Source organism: Psychrobacillus glaciei, from assembly GCF_008973485.1.
GTDB lineage: Bacteria > Bacillota > Bacilli > Bacillales_A > Planococcaceae > Psychrobacillus > Psychrobacillus glaciei.
In genome coordinates this window covers 2,262,745-2,283,323 of record NZ_CP031223.1, presented here as the reverse complement: position 1 = coordinate 2,283,323, position 20,579 = coordinate 2,262,745, and the positions used below count along the sequence as shown (strand labels likewise).

The 20,579-nt window shown below is 32.7% G+C and carries 18 protein-coding genes and 1 pseudogene; 14 read left to right on the top strand and 5 right to left on the bottom strand.

The features are described 5' to 3' along the window. The first annotated feature begins 87 nt into the window (after nucleotides 1–87). From PB01_RS10580 to PB01_RS10560, 5 genes and pseudogenes are all read left to right on the top strand, one after another. Nucleotides 88–282, top strand: coding sequence for a hypothetical protein (locus PB01_RS10580; protein WP_151700179.1), 195 nt, complete (start codon nucleotides 88–90; stop codon nucleotides 280–282). A 165-nt stretch (nucleotides 283–447) separates the two neighbouring features. Beyond that, nucleotides 448–2,361 carry a squalene--hopene cyclase gene (gene shc, locus PB01_RS10575; protein WP_151700178.1) on the top strand — a complete coding sequence of 638 codons (1,914 nt, stop codon included), beginning with the start codon at nucleotides 448–450 and terminating at the stop codon, nucleotides 2,359–2,361. Nucleotides 2,362–2,881: 520 nt separating this feature from the next. Next, nucleotides 2,882–3,064 (top strand): PspC domain-containing protein, encoded by a 183-nt coding sequence (locus PB01_RS10570; RefSeq protein WP_151700177.1) that lies wholly within the window; start codon nucleotides 2,882–2,884, stop codon nucleotides 3,062–3,064. Between the two features lie 81 nt (nucleotides 3,065–3,145). Then, nucleotides 3,146–3,651 (top strand): annotated as a pseudogene (locus tag PB01_RS10565) (nucleoside deaminase). Nucleotides 3,652–3,766: 115 nt separating this feature from the next. Next, complete coding sequence (locus PB01_RS10560; RefSeq protein ID WP_225986006.1) at nucleotides 3,767–4,237, top strand: carbon monoxide dehydrogenase; 471 nt, start codon at nucleotides 3,767–3,769, stop codon at nucleotides 4,235–4,237. Between the two features lie 735 nt (nucleotides 4,238–4,972). On the opposite strand, the gene PB01_RS21385 is transcribed toward PB01_RS10560, so the two are convergent. Continuing rightward, nucleotides 4,973–5,548, bottom strand: a complete 576-nt coding sequence (locus PB01_RS21385) for a hypothetical protein (protein WP_225986005.1) — start codon at nucleotides 5,546–5,548, stop codon at nucleotides 4,973–4,975. Nucleotides 5,549–5,578: 30 nt separating this feature from the next. Next, complete coding sequence (locus PB01_RS21380) at nucleotides 5,579–6,232, bottom strand: TolB family protein (RefSeq protein ID WP_225986004.1); 654 nt, start codon at nucleotides 6,230–6,232, stop codon at nucleotides 5,579–5,581. Between the two features lie 188 nt (nucleotides 6,233–6,420). On the opposite strand from PB01_RS21380, the gene PB01_RS10550 reads away from it, so the two are divergent. From PB01_RS10550 to lepB, 3 genes are all read left to right on the top strand, one after another. Continuing rightward, complete coding sequence (locus PB01_RS10550; RefSeq protein WP_225986003.1) at nucleotides 6,421–7,239, top strand: aminoglycoside adenylyltransferase domain-containing protein; 819 nt, start codon at nucleotides 6,421–6,423, stop codon at nucleotides 7,237–7,239. A 184-nt stretch (nucleotides 7,240–7,423) separates the two neighbouring features. Beyond that, nucleotides 7,424–7,864: a hypothetical protein gene (locus tag PB01_RS10545; RefSeq protein ID WP_151700175.1), complete on the top strand. Its 441-nt coding sequence runs from the start codon at nucleotides 7,424–7,426 to the stop codon at nucleotides 7,862–7,864. 248 nt (nucleotides 7,865–8,112) lie between these two features. Beyond that, nucleotides 8,113–8,745 carry a signal peptidase I gene (gene lepB, locus PB01_RS10540; protein WP_151700174.1) on the top strand — a complete coding sequence of 211 codons (633 nt, stop codon included), beginning with the start codon at nucleotides 8,113–8,115 and terminating at the stop codon, nucleotides 8,743–8,745. A 61-nt stretch (nucleotides 8,746–8,806) separates the two neighbouring features. Here lepB and PB01_RS10535 read toward each other — a convergent pair whose 3' ends face one another. Continuing rightward, nucleotides 8,807–9,031: a hypothetical protein gene (locus PB01_RS10535; protein ID WP_151700173.1), complete on the bottom strand. Its 225-nt coding sequence runs from the start codon at nucleotides 9,029–9,031 to the stop codon at nucleotides 8,807–8,809. Between the two features lie 200 nt (nucleotides 9,032–9,231). Between PB01_RS10535 and PB01_RS10530 the strand changes: the two genes are divergently transcribed. The 3 genes from PB01_RS10530 to PB01_RS10515 all read left to right on the top strand — a co-directional run bounded on the left by PB01_RS10530 (nucleotide 9,232) and on the right by PB01_RS10515 (nucleotide 14,518). After that, nucleotides 9,232–10,497, top strand: a complete 1,266-nt coding sequence (locus PB01_RS10530) for a M48 family metallopeptidase (RefSeq protein ID WP_151700172.1) — start codon at nucleotides 9,232–9,234, stop codon at nucleotides 10,495–10,497. A 492-nt stretch (nucleotides 10,498–10,989) separates the two neighbouring features. Then, entirely contained in the window at nucleotides 10,990–12,207 is a 1,218-nt protein-coding gene (locus tag PB01_RS10525) for an ATP-binding cassette domain-containing protein (protein WP_264158140.1), read from the top strand. An 844-nt stretch (nucleotides 12,208–13,051) separates the two neighbouring features. Then, nucleotides 13,052–14,518: a M1 family aminopeptidase gene (locus tag PB01_RS10515; protein ID WP_151700170.1), complete on the top strand. Its 1,467-nt coding sequence runs from the start codon at nucleotides 13,052–13,054 to the stop codon at nucleotides 14,516–14,518. Nucleotides 14,519–15,211: 693 nt separating this feature from the next. Here PB01_RS10515 and PB01_RS21025 read toward each other — a convergent pair. Next, on the bottom strand, nucleotides 15,212–15,349 hold the full coding sequence (locus tag PB01_RS21025; protein WP_192797338.1) for a hypothetical protein: 138 nt from the start codon (nucleotides 15,347–15,349) through the stop codon (nucleotides 15,212–15,214). 764 nt (nucleotides 15,350–16,113) lie between these two features. Between PB01_RS21025 and PB01_RS10510 the strand changes: the two genes are divergently transcribed. From PB01_RS10510 to PB01_RS10500, 3 genes are all read left to right on the top strand, one after another. After that, nucleotides 16,114–16,491 carry a CopG family transcriptional regulator gene (locus PB01_RS10510; protein WP_192797551.1) on the top strand — a complete coding sequence of 126 codons (378 nt, stop codon included), beginning with the start codon at nucleotides 16,114–16,116 and terminating at the stop codon, nucleotides 16,489–16,491. Between the two features lie 247 nt (nucleotides 16,492–16,738). Then, nucleotides 16,739–17,113: a hypothetical protein gene (locus PB01_RS10505; protein ID WP_151700168.1), complete on the top strand. Its 375-nt coding sequence runs from the start codon at nucleotides 16,739–16,741 to the stop codon at nucleotides 17,111–17,113. Nucleotides 17,114–18,246: 1,133 nt separating this feature from the next. Then, nucleotides 18,247–18,732: a hypothetical protein gene (locus PB01_RS10500; protein ID WP_151700167.1), complete on the top strand. Its 486-nt coding sequence runs from the start codon at nucleotides 18,247–18,249 to the stop codon at nucleotides 18,730–18,732. 314 nt (nucleotides 18,733–19,046) lie between these two features. On the opposite strand, the gene PB01_RS10495 is transcribed toward PB01_RS10500, so the two are convergent. After that, a complete protein-coding gene (locus PB01_RS10495; RefSeq protein WP_151700166.1) occupies nucleotides 19,047–20,516 on the bottom strand; it encodes a LuxR C-terminal-related transcriptional regulator in 1,470 nt (489 codons plus the stop codon). Nucleotides 20,517–20,579: the final 63 nt, after the last annotated feature.

Here is a 20,579-nt window from a genome sequence, read left to right as displayed (position 1 = left end):
TATTTAACTTACGAGTACTTAATATAGAAAAGGGGTAAAGCATTTTCCCTTATTGAGCTACTTATATTAATAACTTGAGGGATTAAAATGATGAACGGTGGTGATGGCGTGTTTACTGTATTTGCTTTATTACCTTTGATTTTTTATATAGCAATCATTATTTTTGGTGTTTATTTTGTAATAAAAGTAGTAAAATTCATGGATTCCAAAATAAAATTAGACCAAGAAAAAAATGAGAAGATTGACCAGCTAATTCATGTTATTAATAAAGAGAAAAAATGAATAACTTTATACCATTGTTGAACTCTTTCTATGGCATTACCTCATAAGATGGTAATGCTTTTTCTTTTTTCAACTAAAGATACTCAATCACTTCCTCGCATTTTTTAATAGCTAACCGAATATGTTTAGATGTATCGAAATTATGTTATAGGAAGGGCGAATTTTGTGAATGATACCCTATCAGAGGAGATTAACCGAATTATAAGCATCTTGAAGAAGGATCAATCTGAGGTAGGAACTTGGGATTATCCTTTTGAAACAGGTATTACAACGGATGCCTATATGATTATTTTATTGCGTTCATTAACTATTGATGATGAAGAATTAATAAAGGAACTAGTAGTTCGGATTTTAAGCGAGCAGCAAGATAGTGGGGCTTGGAAGCTGTTTTATGATGAAGAAGATGAGGGGAATGTAGGAACCACGATTGAAGCTTATTATGCCCTTCTATATTCAGGCTATTGTTCTCACGATGATGTACGAATGCAAGAAGCAAGGCAGTTTATTTTATCAAATGGGGGAATAGACAAAAGTAATTTGCTAACAAAAATAATGTTGGCAGTAACTGGACAATTTTCATGGGAAAAAATTTTTACTATCCCGACAGAATTTGTTTTACTACCACACTCATTCCCGATGAACTTTTTCGACTTGTCTGTCTTTGGTAGAGCAAATATCGCTCCACTCATGATTCTCGCTGAAAAGAAATACATAATTAAAACAAATAAAAGTCCAAATATTTCAGATTTATATATTTTGAACCACAACCGGTGGGATGAAGATTATTTATTAAGTGCTCTCTCAAATGAATGGAGTCCATTTCTTTTATCCATAAAAAATCGAATTGAGGACCTATTTGGTTTGCCTAAGCAAATTCATGAACTTGCGGTAGAAAAGACAAAACAGTATATGCTGGATCGAATTGAACCAGATGGGACCTTATACAGTTACTTTAGCTCGACATTTCTGCTAATTTTCGCGTTTCTTTCCCTTGGTTATAAGAAAGATCATCCCACAATCATTCATGCGGTGAATGGATTAAAGTCTATGAAATGCAAAATTGACGGGAAGACTCATATGCAATTCACCACAGCAACGGTCTGGAATACTGCTTTAATTAGTTATGCCATGCAAGAAGCAGGCGTTTCCGAATTAGATCCAGTTATAAAAAAAACAAATAAATTTTTATTAACACGACAGCATGATAAATATGGGGACTGGGTCATACACAATCCAGATAGTCTTCCAGGGGGATGGGGTTTCTCAAATGTAAATACTCTGAACCCTGATATTGATGATACTACGGCAACCTTAAGGTCAATAAGCAAAACTGTCAATAAAAAAACCAAGTTCCATTCATCTTGGGCAAGAGGAATCCACTGGGTATTTTCAATGCAAAATGATGATGGAGGATGGCCATCATTCGAAAAAGGCGTGAATAAAAGCATATTGTCTATGATTCCAATTGAAGATGCTGAATATTTACTCGCAGATCCATCAAGTGCAGATTTAACAGGAAGAGCATTGGAATTTTTCGGGAATTTCACTAATTTAAAGAATGATCATGACTCAATAAAGTTAGGTGTTAATTGGTTAATCGATCATCAAGAACCGAATGGATCGTGGTATGGCCGATGGGGCATATGTTATATTTATGGGGCTTGGGCTGCTATAACCGGGCTTGTTGCAGCAGGAATATCATCGGACCATCCTTCTATTCTAAAATCAGTCAAATGGCTTCGCGAGATTCAAAATTCGGATGGCGGTTGGGGAGAATCTTGTAAAAGTGATAAAATGAAAACGTACGTTCCATTGGGATCCAGTACATTAACTCATACAGCCTGGGCATTGGATGCGCTGATTGCTGCTGAAGAAGAACTCACACCAGAAATAATATCCGGCATCAAATATATTTTAGAAAATAATGATAAAGATGACTGGACAACATCTTATCCAACAGGACAGGGAATGGCTGGCAGTTTCTATATTCATTATCATAGTTATCGATATATTTTCCCTCTACTTGCACTTGCACATTATCAAAAAAAATTTCCGAATGAAAGGCTGTTAACTCATTAGAACAAATAGGTTTGAAAGGTGACATACTATACTACAATGCAATAAGAATAGTTGATTATATAATTCAGGTTATTTTTATGGAAGCTCTTATCTTTGCAACAATAAAATACTGAGTTTTGACAAAATTTGAAATGTAACTTAAAAAAGAAGAACTAAATCTATAATTTCTTAAAAAACAAAAATGGATTTATGCAGCAAAATTTTTTATAAACTAAAAGAGCCGATCCACAATTGAATTGAGGATCGGCTCATTCCATTTTTTGTCGTTAAAACTCATGCTTATTATCTTTTTATATTCATTTACGGACTACACTTTTTGGGTGTTATGTCAAACTACACTTTATAAGTGATATATTCCAACTATTATCCGCTGTAGTCGTTGGAGTCAGGCTAAAGGGACCAATAGTTTAAGTTAAGAAATTGAAACCTTTTATATACTTTTTCGTAAATAGGTAGAATAAATAATAATTTGATCTGTGTATGTGTAAGAACTTATTTTAAACTTGAAGGGGGACTTTCCATGTCACAAAAGTTAACAAAATCATCAACAGATAAGGCATTGTATGGAGTGTGTGGAGGGATTGCGGAATTTTTTGGTATATCTTCTTTTATCGTTAGGTTACTATTTTTCTTAACGGCTTCAGTTTCTGTTTGGGTATATTTATTACTTTCTTGGACTTTAAAAGATATACCATCACTATAATATTTGTAATATTTACTTAATTAACCTTTGCAGTATAGTTACAAGAAAATTAAAAACCCAAGATTGGAGGTAGGGAATGTTATGAGTATTGATAAAGTCAGAATTTTTTTAGAAATGTCATTGGAAGAGGCGAGCATGCATTAAAAGAAAATACATACCCAGTAGGAGCAGTAATTGTTGATGAAAACTTCAACTTAATTTCAAGAGGAAGAAATAGAGTACATACAGCAAAAGATGCAACTGCCCATGCGGAAATTGATGCTATTAGAAATGGGGGTAAAACGATATTTAACGCAAAATTAAAAAGAAAAAAATTCACAATATACACTTCATTAGAGCCTTGTCCATTGTGTACCGGTGGGATTTTAATTGCAAATATCAAAAGAGTAGTTTGACTATTAAATGACGACTTAGGATTTGGTGGTTAGAGAAAAATAAAAGATTCTAATGTCTTTGATGAAAGGTTTAATGTGGTAGAAATGATTGAACAACCATATGAAGATCTAAAAAATAGGCAAAAAGAGCTTATGAGTAAATGGGCAATTAATCCGAATAATGTTACAAACTTACGAAATACAATAAAATAGCATTTACTTACTCAACCCTTATGAAGATTATTAACATTCGTAAATCAATAAGACGACATTATTAAAAAACTCAAATATATCTTAATGAAGAATCTGAGCCTTCAGAATGTTTATATTGAGTTATTTGGTACATCAAGTGAATATGAATAATATATTTTCTATTAATGCGATTGGATATATATCTGTTAAAGATGCAGTTAGGGAATTTGAAAATCACTTTAAAAAAGATGTGACATTGCCAAAAATCAAGCCTGCTATTCTTTTCACCAATCAATTCGGAAGATTTTATGAAGATAGGGAATATAACATTAATGATTTACTGAAAATCAAGTTTGTAAATGAAAAGGCTGTAGAAAATAATTATAAAATTGATATCCGTCCTTTGAAAAATAAAATAATTTTTAAGGATAGAGAAAATCAGAAAGCCTATACACTTAAAAATGGAGAGAAAGCCATATATTTTGAACATCAATTATTTAATTTTTTAGTTTTTGAAAATAATAATTGGCAATATATGTTTGGAATTGATAAGAGGTTATCTAAGGTAACTCCTGGATTAGTTGAAATTGCTAACTCAATTGAATAACAAATATAAGATAAAACCCATTAGATTCCTTGTTAAACTTACGTAGCGTTATTTAAAGAAGTGTAACGCCTATTTTATGTTCAACTTATAAAGTCCTTTTAACTTGAAAAAGTAGCTTTTTAGTCCATTGATAAATTGATTATGTCATCTACTACTATTCCTTCACCTGATGATTGAATAAGTATGATCCTGAAAATATGGCTCATCAATAATCCAAGTTAAAGAAAAGTTATTTTCAGTTTGATTTTCTTGAATGTCATTTCTAATGGAGGTGTTAAGGAAAATAACTGACGATTAGACTACAGGTTTTAAGGTATGAATAGTGTAAAGTAAAAATGTTCCCTCTAGAATATACTACACCAAAATATGGCGGTAGCTAGTATGCAGGCTAAAAGGAAGCACCTTGGTTTAGAATGAATAGCTACATTGTAAGGAACTTGGAAAACAAGGAACAGTGAAAAAAGCATGTGTTCAAAGCTTTGGTACTTTGTTTATTAATGTCTGTGGAGAGCAACGGACAAATGACTACAACATGATTATCAAAAAAATGCGAAGAGCTGCGTTTTCTTCGCATCTCTCCTCATCCAAAAGTCTCGGCAATGGTTTAGTGACCATTTATTCCCAAAAATCCAAAAGTGTCCTTATGGCGTGTGTATATTGTTTTATCACAATATTAACTAGTAACTTACTAGATGTCTTTGGACAATCAATACGTGAGATTCTTTATATACTAAATCACTTTGCTGGAAAAAAGCTATAAAACCCTATATTATTAATCCAAACTTTTGCATTATCTCCATACGGATCAGCAACCCATAAATCCGCCTTATAATGTGGTAATGTATTTCCTCTTATCCAAGTTATTTTGTTTATGATGGGCAAGAACTGTGGGGTGGAGTCCTCTTCCTCTTTTGGGGGTGTCGTTATTCTAACTTGTTCATGCCCATATAGTGGAATATTATATAAAGAAGCCTTTGGATGCATTTTGGAGTCGTTAGACCATTCAGTCTCTGGCACTCTGGAAACGATTAGTGATGTTTCATTCACCCACGAAAAGCCCATATCCGCATAGTTTTTAGGAGTAAGGTCTAAACTGTGATAAGCAGGAAGTTCCTTTACTTTCAAATCTTTATTTTTAAACCCAAATACAATTCTTCCTCCTCCGGCAATAAAGCCGAGTAAGTTTTTGTTAAATTCCCATTTTGACTCGAATCCAAGAGCCATTTCATCAATTACTTCAAATTCTTTTCCGTCAGTCGAAATTACACAAATCATATCGCTGTCCATAGACCAGGAAGCAGTAGGAGACACGATAAAAGATATCCATTTTCCATTTGGAGATTATTGAAAGGAATCGGCATTGATCGATAATATTTTTACGCCATTTTTTTCTAGCTCTTTCGGAATAACAAATAACTCGTTTACAATATTTTTGCTTAAATCCCTGTTCGTTATATAATCCTCATCTAATGCAATCGTATAAAGAACTGGATTAGTCCATCCATCTGGGCGAAGAGAAGCGCTTGATGATGCGATAAAACCTTTTCCATCTGGCTGCCATTCATAATCGTCAACACCTAGCGCGATATTATTGAAAGTTATTAGGTTAGATATATTTAATACACCACCAGACCCAAAAGCAACGGTATTTTCAGTAGGGGACCATTTAGGGTTATGAGTATCATAAAAGATTTTATGATGTTTTTTAGTTTTTAGTTCATAGACCCATAGCTCATTTGATTGTCCTTTAGCTTCAATAATGTTTCCTGGCACTTCTTTTTGATAAAGAAGCATTGTTCCATCAAATGACCATGATGGTGGGTAATTGTAAGTTGCCTTTTTTTCTGTGATTTTTTCTTCTTTATCATAATCCTTAATCCATACAAAAACATCTTTAGTAAAAGCTATTTTTACACTCGACCTACTCTGGTCCGCATGAATGGTTGTAGGAAAGATGAAACATAAAATAATTAGGAAATAAAACAACCTTTCCATACTATCACCTCTCTAGTCGTATCTTCTCCCGTTAAGGTGATTTTAAGCATTTTATATTTTTCCTTTATAAGTAATGACAAATCAATTGAAAATATACGAATGTTTCACCCAAAAAGGGTTTCAAAAAATATATGTAGAATGTCATAAGTAATAGATATGAAAAATGAGTGTGGAGGGTTAATAGAATTGTGTTTAATGGGGAAAATTGTTCATCAGACATTAAAAATTTCGTTCTTAATTTATTAAATAAAACAATAGAAATCATAGAAGGGGAGTTTGTAGGATTTTATATTCATGGCTCTTTAGCAATGGGAGGATTTAATCCTAATAATAGTGATATTGATATTTTAGTTGTTACAAAAAATTCATTACGTGAAAATAACAAAAGAGTGTTAGCACAGTTGTTTTTAACTTATTCAAAAGAACCATTTCCAATTGAAATAAGTTTTTTGAATGAAAAACAACTAAATAATTGGGTACATCCTTGCCCTTATGATTTTCACTATAGTGAGTTCTGGAGGGAAAGATATGAAGATGATTTGTTGCGCGGAACAAATCTATATCTAAATAGTGAAATAAAGTGTGATAGGGACTTAGCTGCTCATATTATGATTATTAATCATCGGGGTATTTGTATAAAAGGAAGACCAATTGATGAAATATTTCCTTTAGTTCCACGTTCGCACTATGTTTCTTCCATTGTAGATGATTTCCAAGAATGTTTAGTAAATATTGAACAAGAGCCTACTTATTGTGTATTAAATTTAATTAGAGTTTACTTGTATCTAAGTGAAGGTATTATTTCTTCCAAACAGGAAGTTGGTATTTTGGTAAAATTATTTCTTCCAATTGAATGGCATTTAACAATTCAAAAAGCAATAAATTATTATATGAAAGATGACCAACAAGATAATTTTGAAATAAATGAATTATTGTTGTTTAGAGATTATATGAATAAAAAAGTACAAGAATTATGGAACAATCAAAGTGTGAATGAGTCTAAATGAATCATTACACTTATTTAGGAAACTTCCAGTGAATAAGAAAATCTTGGAATACAACAAATTTCAGATGAAATAAAAGGAAAGGATAGTAGATGTTACAACAGGAACAAGCATTATAGAAAATAAGCTCTAGTTTCAAAGTAAATCTACTAATTCAATCCAGAATGATTAAGCAGTGGAGGTATTTATGAAAAGAATAACTTTGTTTTCCATATTTTTTATATTTATAATTTCTTCCACTGCTCAAGCATTAACAAGGGCTTATCCTTTTGTTGTTTGGGAAGGAAAGGTATATGAAGTTAAACAAGAAGAAATTATTGTAAATAGTGAGATTAGTAAAATGATTGGGAAAGTATCTGAGAAGGTTAATGATATGACTGGAGAATATTACGGAGATGCCTCAAACTATTACGCAAAAGGAACAAAGTATTATGAAATAAGAGGGATATCCACTTTTACTGCAATTGCAATAAAAGAAGATAATCAGTGGGTAAAGGCTGTATACGTTCATAAAGCAACTTTTCACTTAATGAATATATTTTCTAATCTCTTCTTCCTGGCTGCTGTTTTAATCGTTGTAATGATATTAATCGGAGTCATATTCCGTAATAAAAAGAATAAAAATTAAAGTCTTTAAAATTCTCCTCTTAAATTACCATCCATATACAGTATCAAAAGCAATTTGTTCACAATTACGATACAATTCAATGTATTCATACTCTTTATCCAATGATATTTTAAAAATACGCCGCTCAATTATATCGCTTCTAACATTAGTTTCTTCAATGCTGAATATAACTGCATTAGCTTTAGATTAAATGTAAATAAATTCAAATGGATAATATTGGAGTAATATAGAAAAAAGGAGATGGTGATTTGAAAAAACGGATGATTATATTCCTAAGTCTTTTATTAGTTGGCTGCTCCCCACAGATGAAAACCATTACAGATGAGGCTACTTCCACAGAAATTGAAAAGGTTACACCAGAAGACCACCAGTTATTGGTAGTATGGGGTTCTGACGCAATGGATAGAGGTAATTACGATTATAATTCAATTGCACATAGCGATTTAGTAGTAGATTCAAATTATGATCCTCTTAAACGAGGGGATGTCCTTTATTATAAGATGCTAGAGTCAGAAACTAAAAAGAATCCAATGATTCCGGAGGATTATTTAGGAAGGGTAGTCGGATTGCCTGGGGAGACAGTCATGATCAGGTATGGTCACGTTTATATAAATAATAAACGATTGGATACTTTTTATGGGGAGGCAACAATGACAGGATCTACAGAAGAGGAGTATTTGAGAAAAGCAGATCTAAGTCAAGTAGAGGATATTGGATGGGTGAAAAGTTACTTTAAAACGGATCTGAATCCCATTAAAGTAGACGAGGGCACAGTATTTGTATTAGTGGATCAGTGGTGGAGGGGGACTGACAGCAAAGATTTCGGTTTGTTAGCGATTGAAAGAATAGAAGGCAAAGTATTGGGCTATTCAAAAAAATGAAAAGGACTTCCATATTGAAGTCCTTTTTACATGCTGAACGGGTAAATTTGCATTAGGAGAATTATCTCTTTTTCTTCCTCCCAAGTTCTTTCGTAGCAGCTTTATTTTTATCAACTAGTTTTTCAAACTCTACATATACATGAAATAAAGTCTCTTCAATCTGCTCTACATTAATAACTTTGCCTTTACGACCTTTTATTTTTATATCCTCATCGACAGAAGGAATACTGCGCAAAGCTTGATTTAACACTTTAACCTTATTTTCAAAAAAATGAATGGCATACATATGCTTATCCCCCTAATTGTTTGAATCTAGTTTCTTAAAGATAGAATCTACTCATTTTATGATTTTTATAGTGAAATAGAACTTAGAAATAAATAATAAGAATAGAAACATAGAATGTAGTAAATTGAGAAAAATGGTTCTATCTTTTCCGTTTTCGCTTACACTTAATGTAAGTATGTGAAACTAGGGGTGAAGAGGATATGGCGAAAAAGTGGGGAATTAGAGCTCTTTTATTATTTGGGGTGTATGCTTTAGCGATGTATTATTATATCTTCCATAATGGGAGTGGGGATATACCAGCTGCTTTGAAAGGAACAGTTGCAGATCCGCATGTTTTTATGTCGGGCCGTGAATTGTATCTTAGTGAGGAATATTCAAAAATAAAGAATTTCCTCTTTTTTGTAGCAACCCCATTCGAATGGCTTGTCTATTTATTTATTCTGATTACAGGGCTTTCTCTCGCATTTGAAAGATGGATTCCTTTGCAAAACAAATGGGCAATTTTACAAAGTGCAGTATATGTATTTTTATTATCACTACTGACGTTTATCGTATTTTTTCCATTAGAGTTTTTTAGATATGTTTTAAGTAAAAACTATGGAATTAGTACGCAGAGTTTCAATTCTTGGATGCGGGATAATGTTATTGATTTTTGGGTTAACTTTGGAATGACTGTTGTAATTGTAACTGTTCTTTATTGGCTTATTAATAAAAGCACAAAGAAATGGTGGTTTAATGCTTGGTTGTTAATGATTCCATTCTCCATATTTCTTATGTTTATTCAACCAGTAGTAATCGACCCTTTATATAATGATTTCTATCCGCTAACAAATAAAGATTTAGAGACGAAAATTCTCTCGCTTGCTGAGCAAGCAAATATTCCAACAGAGCATGTATATGAAGTAAATATGGCAGAAAAGACCAATGCGCTAAATGCATATGTTACGGGGATTGGGAGTAATGCAAGAATAGTGTTATGGGATACAACTTTAAACCGACTATCAGAAAATGAAATTCTCTTCATCATGGCGCATGAAATGGGGCATTATGTGGAGAAACATATATACTTCGGAATCGCAGGTTATCTTTTAACTATGCTTATTGGGCTTTGGTTAACTGCCAGACTAATGCCATGGATCATCATTCACTTTGGACGTGTATTAAAAATTAAACGACTAAATGCTATTCATTCACTGCCATTGTTTTTACTTATTACATCTTTTCTGTTATTCGTTTCAAGTCCACTTTCCAATTACATTTCTAGATATCAAGAAACTAGAGCAGATCTTTATGCAATAGAGTTAGTGGATGACCCAGAAGCAGCTATCAGCACTTTTCAAGAGCTTACAAAGGCTGGATTAAGTGAAGTAAATCCTCCCCTACTCGTAAAATGGTTTCGCTATTCCCATCCGACAATGCTAGAGAGAATAAGTAAAGTAGCAAATGAGATAGGAAAAGAAGAGTGAGTTGGTAGAGTGGAATTGAATGAATTTTTCGAATTGAACAAATGAAGTTTGGCAATTAAATAAACTTTATGCTATTATTAATTTACTAGCTTTGAAGGGACGATGAGTGGCCAATGGTAAACTAATTCTATTTTTAGCAAAAATGTATACACATTTACTTGCAAAATAGGATTAGTCTGCTCATTTATCATATTTCGAAGAACCTAAAATATTTAATATAGGTGTATTTGTCATGCATAAATGAATACATATACTGACTAATCCTTCCAAATTAATGGGAGAATTTTTTGTTTTCTCTCAAATTAGAGGTGATTTGAATGACAGGAAATATCTTAATAAAAAATATGACATTTAAAAACGTATCAATGCTCCAACCGATTTTTAAAAATTCTATTAAACCAGTTAGGGTATGAAGGTTCTATACACACAACATTATATCTGAAATATTTTCCATCATATCCAGGCAATCATGATCATTTAACCGTTTTAGAAGTGTTACTGAAACAAAACCCCCATATCGATATTTGGCAAATTGAGCGTGAGTTAACCTATATGGATTTATCGATTGACATATTAGATAAAAAATTTCATGTATTAAGTGGTGGAGAACAAACAAAACTCTTGCTGATTGAGTTATTTTTAAATGAAAGTTCATTTCCTCTAATTGATGAGCCGACAAATAATTTAGATTTGCATGGTAGAAAAATTGTTGGGGAATACTTAAAGAAGAAAAAGGGATTTATTGTTATTAGTCATGATGAGTCTTTTTTAAATCAATTCGTGGATCATGTTTTAGCAATCAATAAAGAATCGATTGACTTGATTAGCGGCAATGTCGAAACATGGAAATATGAAAAAGCAAATGCAGATATGCTTTCTGAAGAAAAGAATTCTGAACTAAAAATGGAAATTAAAAGGCTTCATGATGTTTCAAGACAAGTGCATACTTGGGGGATACAAAAAGAGAATAGTACAAAAGATGCCTCAGCAAGGCGATTAGCTGCGAAACAAATGAAAAGAGCGAAAGCGATCAAAAAAAGAATAGAAACGATGATTGAGGAAAAGGAAAGTCTTATAAACAATATCGAAAATATTTCTTGCCTTAAAATGAAAGTTGAAAAGCCAAGGAAACAGGTTTTGTTTTTTAGAAATTTTTCCATTTTGAGAGAAGGAATACCTCTTTTTGAACCTATCAACATAGATGTATATCCTACTGATCGATTCTTTATAGAGGGGGAAAATGGCGTAGGTAAATCTACTTTGTTAAATTTTATACTTGGAACAGAACGATTAGAAACAATTGGTGAATTTCGAATAAATCTACCTGACCAATTATCGAAACTGAGTCAAAAAGATCAAGAAGATCTAGATTATTTCTCCTTGCTAAATCGATTATCAACGAAAGAATTAAAAGAAGAATATTGGCATCTGTTATATCAATTAGGTATAGAACGTTCTAGTTTTTCAGATAAATCAAGTGAAAATTGGAGCGCAGGCGAACAGAAAAAAGTATTTTTAGCGAATGCATTATTAGGAAAAAATGAGTTGTTTATTTGGGACGAGGTAACCAATTATTTAGACATGTTAGTGATTAATCAGCTAATAGATGCGATAAAAAAATATCAGCCAACTGTGATCGGTGTAGACCATAATGATTATTTCGTTCATGCTATAGCTACTAAAAAGATAGAATTAACACCTTGTATGTAGTTTGTTAAAAAGCTTGTTCATTCAATACAAGATGCTATGATTTGGTAGAAGTAAACGAGAAATTAACTCTTTAACTTCAGCAACATACAACGCATATGGCAGAAGAGACGACAGATGCTCATAAGATTTTTAATATTTCAGGGCTTCAGTCAGCCTTAGTGGGAAAATTACCATCCAATCTTTGACACTCTATTGCACAAGTAACGGGATTACAAAGCGCTTTAAATTCTAAGGTTGATGAATCCGTGTAAAACATGCTATTTGGGTATAATGAACTATTAATATTATTAAATTCATATCTAACGCTTGTGTTAAACAGTTTCACGTCTTCTATCGGTTATATAACCGACTGAAAGGTGCGCCAAACTTGAGCTGCGTCTTGTGGTGATCCAACGCTATACCAATCAATTTCTCGATTATTTAAATCTATTAAAAAACATATATTGTTCCAGTTTTCTCCCACTTTCACATACTCTAAGTAGCTTATAAATAGGGACATCTCTTTGTTTTCCTCAAAAACTCGATTCATTACATTTCATACGGTCATGTGGCCATTTGTTGAAAAGTGGGATGGGCTTTTTCGTAATTCAATAGAATTCCAATCATTCTCATGAAGCGACCTATGTGGTGTCCTAGGAGATTTATTTTCAGAAGTAGGTATTTACTATATAAAAATCCACCAAAATTCTAATTAAACATTTATTTTCTGAAAATGTAACAATAGACGGTGTAATAGAGGAGATAACACATATCTCGTTATCTCAGACTTAATTAATTTACAAAATAAAGGATATTATCAAATTAAATAGAATTAAGAATAGAGGGGGAGAGAGGAGAAGATATAGTGAACTTAAAAACATACCTTGCTTTAGGAGTGGTTGCAATCTTTGTAGTGGTTGGAGGTTTCATTATGCTAGTGAAAGAAAATGAATCTAATGTAGCCGAAGTAGTACGAGAAGTTGAAGCACAAGAAATACAACCTACAAAAAAAGTAACCGAGGTACCTGTTTCGGAACTTCCAGGTTCTAGAGGGAATTACAAAATAGATATTCGCCAAGCGGAGGATTTACGTTTTCACATTTCTGCGGAGATAGAAGTTAGCAATGAATCCAAAAGTGTATGGGAGGATATTGGTTTTTATTTTATCCCAAATATAACGACGGTAGGGAATAAATACTATACGTTACCATTTACAGGAGAAGCGGAGATTACTTCTATTAGAGACAAAGATGGCGAAGAGTTATCCTATAGTCTAGACAATACCATGCTATATGTAACTCCAAAATCTAAGGTAAAGCCAGGAGAAAAAACAATATTAACAGTAGACTATTTATTATTGCCGCCATTAGATGGACAACGATTGTCGAAAGTAGACAACAACTTTTATTTAGCATTATGGTATCCAATGCTTGGTAGGTATAGTGACAAATGGGATCTGCATCCTTATTATCATAATGGGGAATTCTATGATACAGGGTATGGAGACTATGAGATTAACTATGAGTTAGCTAAAGAATATTTGGTTGCCAGTTCTGGAGAAGATGGGGAACCCAAGCCTACCAAAAGCGGAAAGATACAAGGGGCAAATTTAAAAGATTTTTATATAGCATTTCTCGATCCGGAAGAATGGATTAGTGAGACTCTGGTAGCAAATGATACCACCCTCAGATACTTTTATCCGCATGATGAACCAGATAATTTACATCAAATGATTTTGGAAGCCGAAAGAGCGTTTGTATTTATGGAAAAAAATATAGGAGACAATCCGAATAAAGAGTTAGATATTGTTGCAAATGGTTCAGGAATGGAATATCCAAATATTGTAGAAGTAATGGAATACTCTCCTGGGAAACATGAGAGAACACTTATACATGAAATTGCTCATCAATGGTTTTATTTTATGGTGTCCAGTGATCCTTATGAAGAATCTTGGTTAGATGAAAGTTTAACCGCACTATTGGAGGGAACCTACCGTACATTAAGTTATAGTACTAGTAATGTGGGTGAAATATCAGGCTTTCGTGAAATAAATATTTTTGCTGAAAGAAAAATAGGAAAGGTGATTGCTAATATTCCAGTTACGGATTTTGGAACGCAGCTTGGTCCTATAATATACGGAGAAATTCCAGCAATTCTAAGAGATTTCTTTAAAGCACATGGTGGACATGAAGAAACAATCAAATTTTTATCAGCTTATTTTAATGAATTTAAATATCAATATGTGGATACTAAAACCTTTGTAGAATTCTTTAATGAGTACCATCAGGAAGACCATACAGATTTTTTCAAAGAGTGGCTTATATTAGAATGAACTATTATTTTTTAAAACCTCCAATGGTATTGGGGGTCTTTTTGTTGTTTTTGACTCTCTGCAAGTAAATAGTATTACATATCTAAGAGCAATTAAAAGAAATAAGTCAAATGATTGTTATTTCTTTTGTTAACGTTTGTCGGTAGAGGCGTGCGTCTGGAAGTCTAGAAAATATGAAAAATCTACAAATGATAATCATGACTTTTCTCGAACCAGCTACCCGCACCTTGTCGAATTTATCTCACTTATATAATCTAGATAAACTGAGTTCGATTAGGTTAAATAAATCTGATTTAATAAGGTTTTCAAGAGTACCAAAATCAACTCAGTTAATTAAATTCAATTGATAAAAATTCTGCGGACAAAATGCGGGAAGTGAAAATGGGTAGCCTTTTTTACTCATATTCTGAAAATAGGTTACAACAGTTTTCAGTTAGAGTGTTTTTATATCATTTTTGACAAAGTTACATGTGTTTTATAGATTCATTCAAATATAAGACCCGCTTAATGAATTAACTATATTCATTAGAATTCGGCATATTAATTACCAATTTTTCCTTGTAATATTTGGCAGAATACCTCCTTAAACATAATTACTTTTTATAGAAGATAGTGCTTAATTAAACTCCCTGTTCAAACCAGTATAAAAAAGCACTATCGTACTATATTGCATTTATGGCAATGGTTGTATTATCAATTCTGTTGGTTATTTTGTTGTGCGTTTTTACGTTTCGTTTGATTTAAATCTAGATCTTCTGCAAATTCTTCCCGATTGTTGTTTCTAGAATTAGGTTCTTTCTTCTTAAAGTTGGGTTTACTTTTCTTTGTCATGGTATCGTCACCTCCTTAAGGTTAATGTGCTCAGTATAGATTGACTTATTCAAAATGATTAGTTTTTACAATTCTTTTAAGAAATTGGGATGGCTAATTGAAGTAAGATTTTTTATATGGACTGGTTAAGAAATTTCAGTTTGCATAAGAAGCAGATTTGAAACAAATAGCATTAACTTTTTATCCAATCCAAGTGAAACGCATAGATTTTTTAATGTAGTAGTGTTTTAACTAACGATGGCGTTGATCCAAGAAGGCTTAACGCAAAAACGACTGAAAATATGAAGATAAAGCTGTTTTCAAACGAATTGAACCTGAATTTACAGGTTTTGAAGAAACTGATGATATTAATAAAAGTGTTGATTCTGGAACGGATTATCGCTCTTTTGTTAAACTTCTCTAACTCCCATGAAAGTTTAAAAATGCTCAAAATCTAATAAATTGCATAACAAAAGAGACTCAGAAAATGCTTTTTAAAAGGCTATGTAAAATAAAAAGGTTGATTTACCATAAATTGATATGACGAATACCTGCCTTTCATATATTATTTTTTTAATATAATCGGCAACATAATTGGATATTTATGTTAATGTGTGAAAAAGATTTTGAAGGTTTACAATTAAACTAACGCCGCAGGTTATTTCAATAACTTTAATAATAAAATATTACATTTAACCATCTATGTAGGCGTTTGACAGATGGTTATTTTTTTCTGTGTAATATCATATACAGATACAAATAGATGGTGAGAGGATGGTAAAAAGCTGGCTGAAACTGAAAAAATAACAATAAACATGAATGTTGTGGATTTGGGTAAAGTTGATTTATTAGTTGAACAGGGGTTTTATTCAAATCGTACCGACTTTAATAAGACATCTATCCGTAATCAATTATCGATTCATGCAAATGTTGTTGATAATATCCTTACAGATAAATCATATTTAATTGGAGTAATTTTTTACAGTAGGGAACGGCTTGAGAAAGTACTGGAACAGAACAAAATATTAGACATTAAAGTTGTCGGAATGGTGGTCATTGCAGATAACATTGGCGAAGAATTGGCAATTAAAACAATAAAATCTTTAAAAGTATTTGGGGTACTCAAAGCAACTCCAGAGATAAAAAAAATATTAAAACAATGATGCATTATTCAACTACCGGTGTGCTTTACTTCAAGAAGGAGTAAAGCCTTTTTTCTTGTTGAACTATAGACTCAGTTTAGCTTAACTAGAATACCTAATCCTATATATTAGAAATTCGGAGAGGTTTTGAACACAAAAAACGAAGTATATGAAAAATCATATAGGAATAGTATCTTATTGGATTAAATAAAATATTAATAGGAAGAAATGAGGTGATTTTATATTAGAGAAACTTAGAAAAGTTAATATGAAAACTGCTGTATTAATGGGGATTATTTTTTACTGTTTGACTCTCTCAATCCATATTCTAATTATTAGCGGCATTATTCCATTCACATGGGTTAATGGAGGACGCTCTGAATCCTTCGCTACGCAGCTACCATTATCTATTATCAGTATCTTTATTTCTATTATTGGAGGAGTGTTTACTCTGATTGTTGGCAGAAATATCCTATATACGTACAAGAGAGGAATAACCATAATATGCTGGCTTTTAGTTGTACTTTGGTCTTTTGGGTTTATACAACAATTGTTAGGAACACCTTTTGAAAAAATGGTTTGTTCGTTAATAGTATTCCTAGGAGTCATCTCGAACTTGCGTATGGCGATTGAAAAAAGATAGCAGTAACACTAAAATTAACAAGTTTGTGAAAGAATGCACTTAAACTAACGGGCTGCTTAGCAGCTCGTTTTCTTATTGAACTAACGCAACAATTTAGATGAAGGAATCTAATGGTTTTTTATGGTAAAATATAGATAATATTTTGGCAGTTATTTTAGGGGGAGTTATTAGTGAATTTTTCTGTTGTTTTTTGGATTGTTGGTCTATTTATTCTGTAGATAGTAATTTCAGCAGCAGTCAAGGATGGTATTAACAAGTCTATGGATGGTCAATTTATCGAAAAGAAGTATGGGGTTAAAGAAGATAAAAAATTATTTCTTGAAAGTGATTTGGATAATGGCAAATAAAACACTTTTTCAACTAACAGGTGCTAACGGGGCAGGTGTGCGGCCGAGCCTAGGTCGTATCTTATAGCGGGTGGGATTCCCGTCGAGAAAGAACTAGCCATTCACTCGTAGCGAGTCTTGGAGGGCTAATGGTAACATTAGCCTTTAAGCGTAGACAGTTAGGTGGCGGGCCGAAAGCCAAATGGTTGAAGGGATTGAGCTCCATAATGTTAGTAAATCGAGAGGGCTGATGCTTTACCTGCAGAAGAAAGCTACATTTTATCCATCGTTAAAGGCAAGAAGGATAAAACCTCTCTGGAGTCAGAGACCTTGGTACGTCACACATGGATATGATACGGCAACTCGGGAGGCCCTACCGGTCTTTTCTTCTTATAGAAGAGTATGGTGTACAAGCGATAATAAGCAAGGAAACCAAATGCCGATGTAGGGAGTCGGATAGTAGCGTAGTACCTATGAAGTTGAGTAATGCCGATGGAGGAAAGGCTGCTACCAAGTTATCACCCTTACTAGTGACACATTTACTACACACAGAGGTAGAGAAAATAAATGGAAACTATACTATTAAGGATAGCAGAATAAGCAAATCTGATCGAAAGAGATTAGGTACATCTTGTGAATGGTGACTTGGAGGAGCCGTGTGCGTAAATAGAGCAAGCGCGGTTCTGTGAGGGGGAGGAGCACAATCTACCGCAAGGTAGAGAGGTTCCCTTCTACTCGACTAGTTAAACAAGAAATGAAACTTTTAAGGTGCATTAATGTCTAATTTAGAAAAAGGGGGGTATGTTTTTGAAAATAATATTTTTATCCTTTGCAATGTTAGTCTTTTCTACGCTTTGGATAACGGGTTGTTCTAATGGTAGCGATGAAAAGAATAAAAAAGTGGAAGGAAGTAAAAATGAATTTCCCCCATCTATGACAGGTTCAATTAATGTTAATGATAAAGAGTATGAAATGGTAGTTGGAAATTATAGATGGGTAAGAAAGCAAGGTCTAGATACACAAATTGTAGAAACCGATGCTGCATCTCCATTCCAAATAGCTGAAAATTTTAGTACCATTATGGTAGAACCGAACACAAACATAAATATTGAGATTGAAGAAAGTCCTAGGGTATCCCTCTACCTTTGGAATGAAAACGGAAGAGAAAAAGAAGTTACGTTAAAAAATAATCAATTATTATCACCGACTAGTAAAGGTAAGTATATCTTTGAGATAATTGCAAAATGGTCAAATGGTGAAGTATCCTACACTTTTGTGTTAGAAGTTATATAAAAGACCACTATTTCTTATTCAACTACCATGAAAATTAGTTTCTTCAAGAAAAAAAATGACAATACTTAAGAAGACCCCTGCTTAATCGTTTAAAATAAGAGGAGAGCTAAATAGTTCTATGGAATACGCTAGCCTGGATTAAGGTCAGTATCAGTATTGGCAATATTAATTGTGTACATTTTTAAAATCACTTGTGCATGTCTAGTTGTCGCACGTATCAATGTTACGGAATAGTGGTTCATTGTCACCACTATTCGAAGTAGAACCAGGCACTTTATATAATATTAATCACGAGAAAGTGTATTGCTTAGAAATTAGGTTAACAATCCTAGACGGAATCCAGATGATACAACTTGGGTTCGATTTTTTGCTTTTAACTTTATCATAAGATTACTTATGTAATCTCTAATTGTATGCTCGCTTAGATGGAGGAAGTCCCCCATTTTTTTATTATCGTACCCATCTGCTAGGAGCATTAATACACTTAGCTCGCGATCAGTTAATTCGATATTATTACTTGGTGAAACATTATGTCCGAAATTTTTTAAAAATAAACCAATTCTGTTGCAAACTTCCTCCACAAGTTGTAAATCCTCTTGCGTACAATCAAACTCTTTTCCCACCTGATCTAAAGTCACCCAACCGAGAACTTCTTCGTAATGACATATTGGAGCAACAATTAGTGAAGAAAGATTGAATAACTCAATTGTCTCATTTTTTACCGTATGTACTGGGTTTTTAATGAATATTGGCTTTTTTGTAATTAGCATGGTATGAAACAATTGATTCGGATATACGTATCCTTGTGTTTTTTGGACCTTTACTAATTCTTCACCAATAACACCTTTAAACTCATTTGACCAAGGGATATATGCATAGAAAACACATCTTTTATAGTTAAGAAGCTCTTCGCATCCCTTTATTATTTTTATGAAGTCATTGCTTCCGGAGTAGCTTATGAGAACTTTATTTAATTCATCTAGAACTTGAAGTTTATTTAGTAAAGTTTTTTCATATTGAGCATTATTACTAGCGAAATCATTAAAACGAAACAGATAATTTCTGATTGTTTCTTCTTGATCCTTTTCTAATGTTGTTATCGGGTATAGATAAATGCTAGTTTCACCAACTTTTAATGTTAGTGAATGCTCAGATAACTCGTTTAATTGAGCATTGTTTGTATCTACAAGCGGATAAAAAGGAATTCTTCGGATTGTTTCTTGTTCTGTTCTTCCCCAACCAAATATTACAGGGCTAGTTATATTATGATGCTGAACAAGAAAAAGTTCTTTAATCGGAAACAATTCCAAATATGAAAGCAATAAATTCTGCGAAGAATGGGAATGAAAATCATCTGAAGTTTTAATAAGATTCTTCCAATTAGATAATTGGTTAGAAATTTTAGAAGCAATAGTCGGCAAATAGAACATGTACGAATAAGCCTTTGCGTCTTCTGAATTTTTTAATAGATTCGCAAAAGCCTTTTCTAGAATAAGGTGGAATAAGTATAAGTAATGATAATTCAAAATCATTGAATACGTTTGTATCCAAGTAGTCAAAAGGGTATCTAAGTCGGTTTGAGTCTTATCCTCATTTGATTCAGTTAAAATTTGCAAGAATGAACTTGCGAGAAATTCAATAATAGATTGTTCTTCTTTGGATAGATTTGTTTCTAATCTAATTTGTACATTAACATTTATTTGAAGTTTGGTTTTACTTTTTTTTAGAAAGATTCTAAATTCCTCAAATGATATATCGCTATAGGGGAATAAATCAGGTTGCATATATTAAAGTAGCTCCTTTTACAGATAATTTACCTATATATTGAGGGTGTAAATTACGAATTA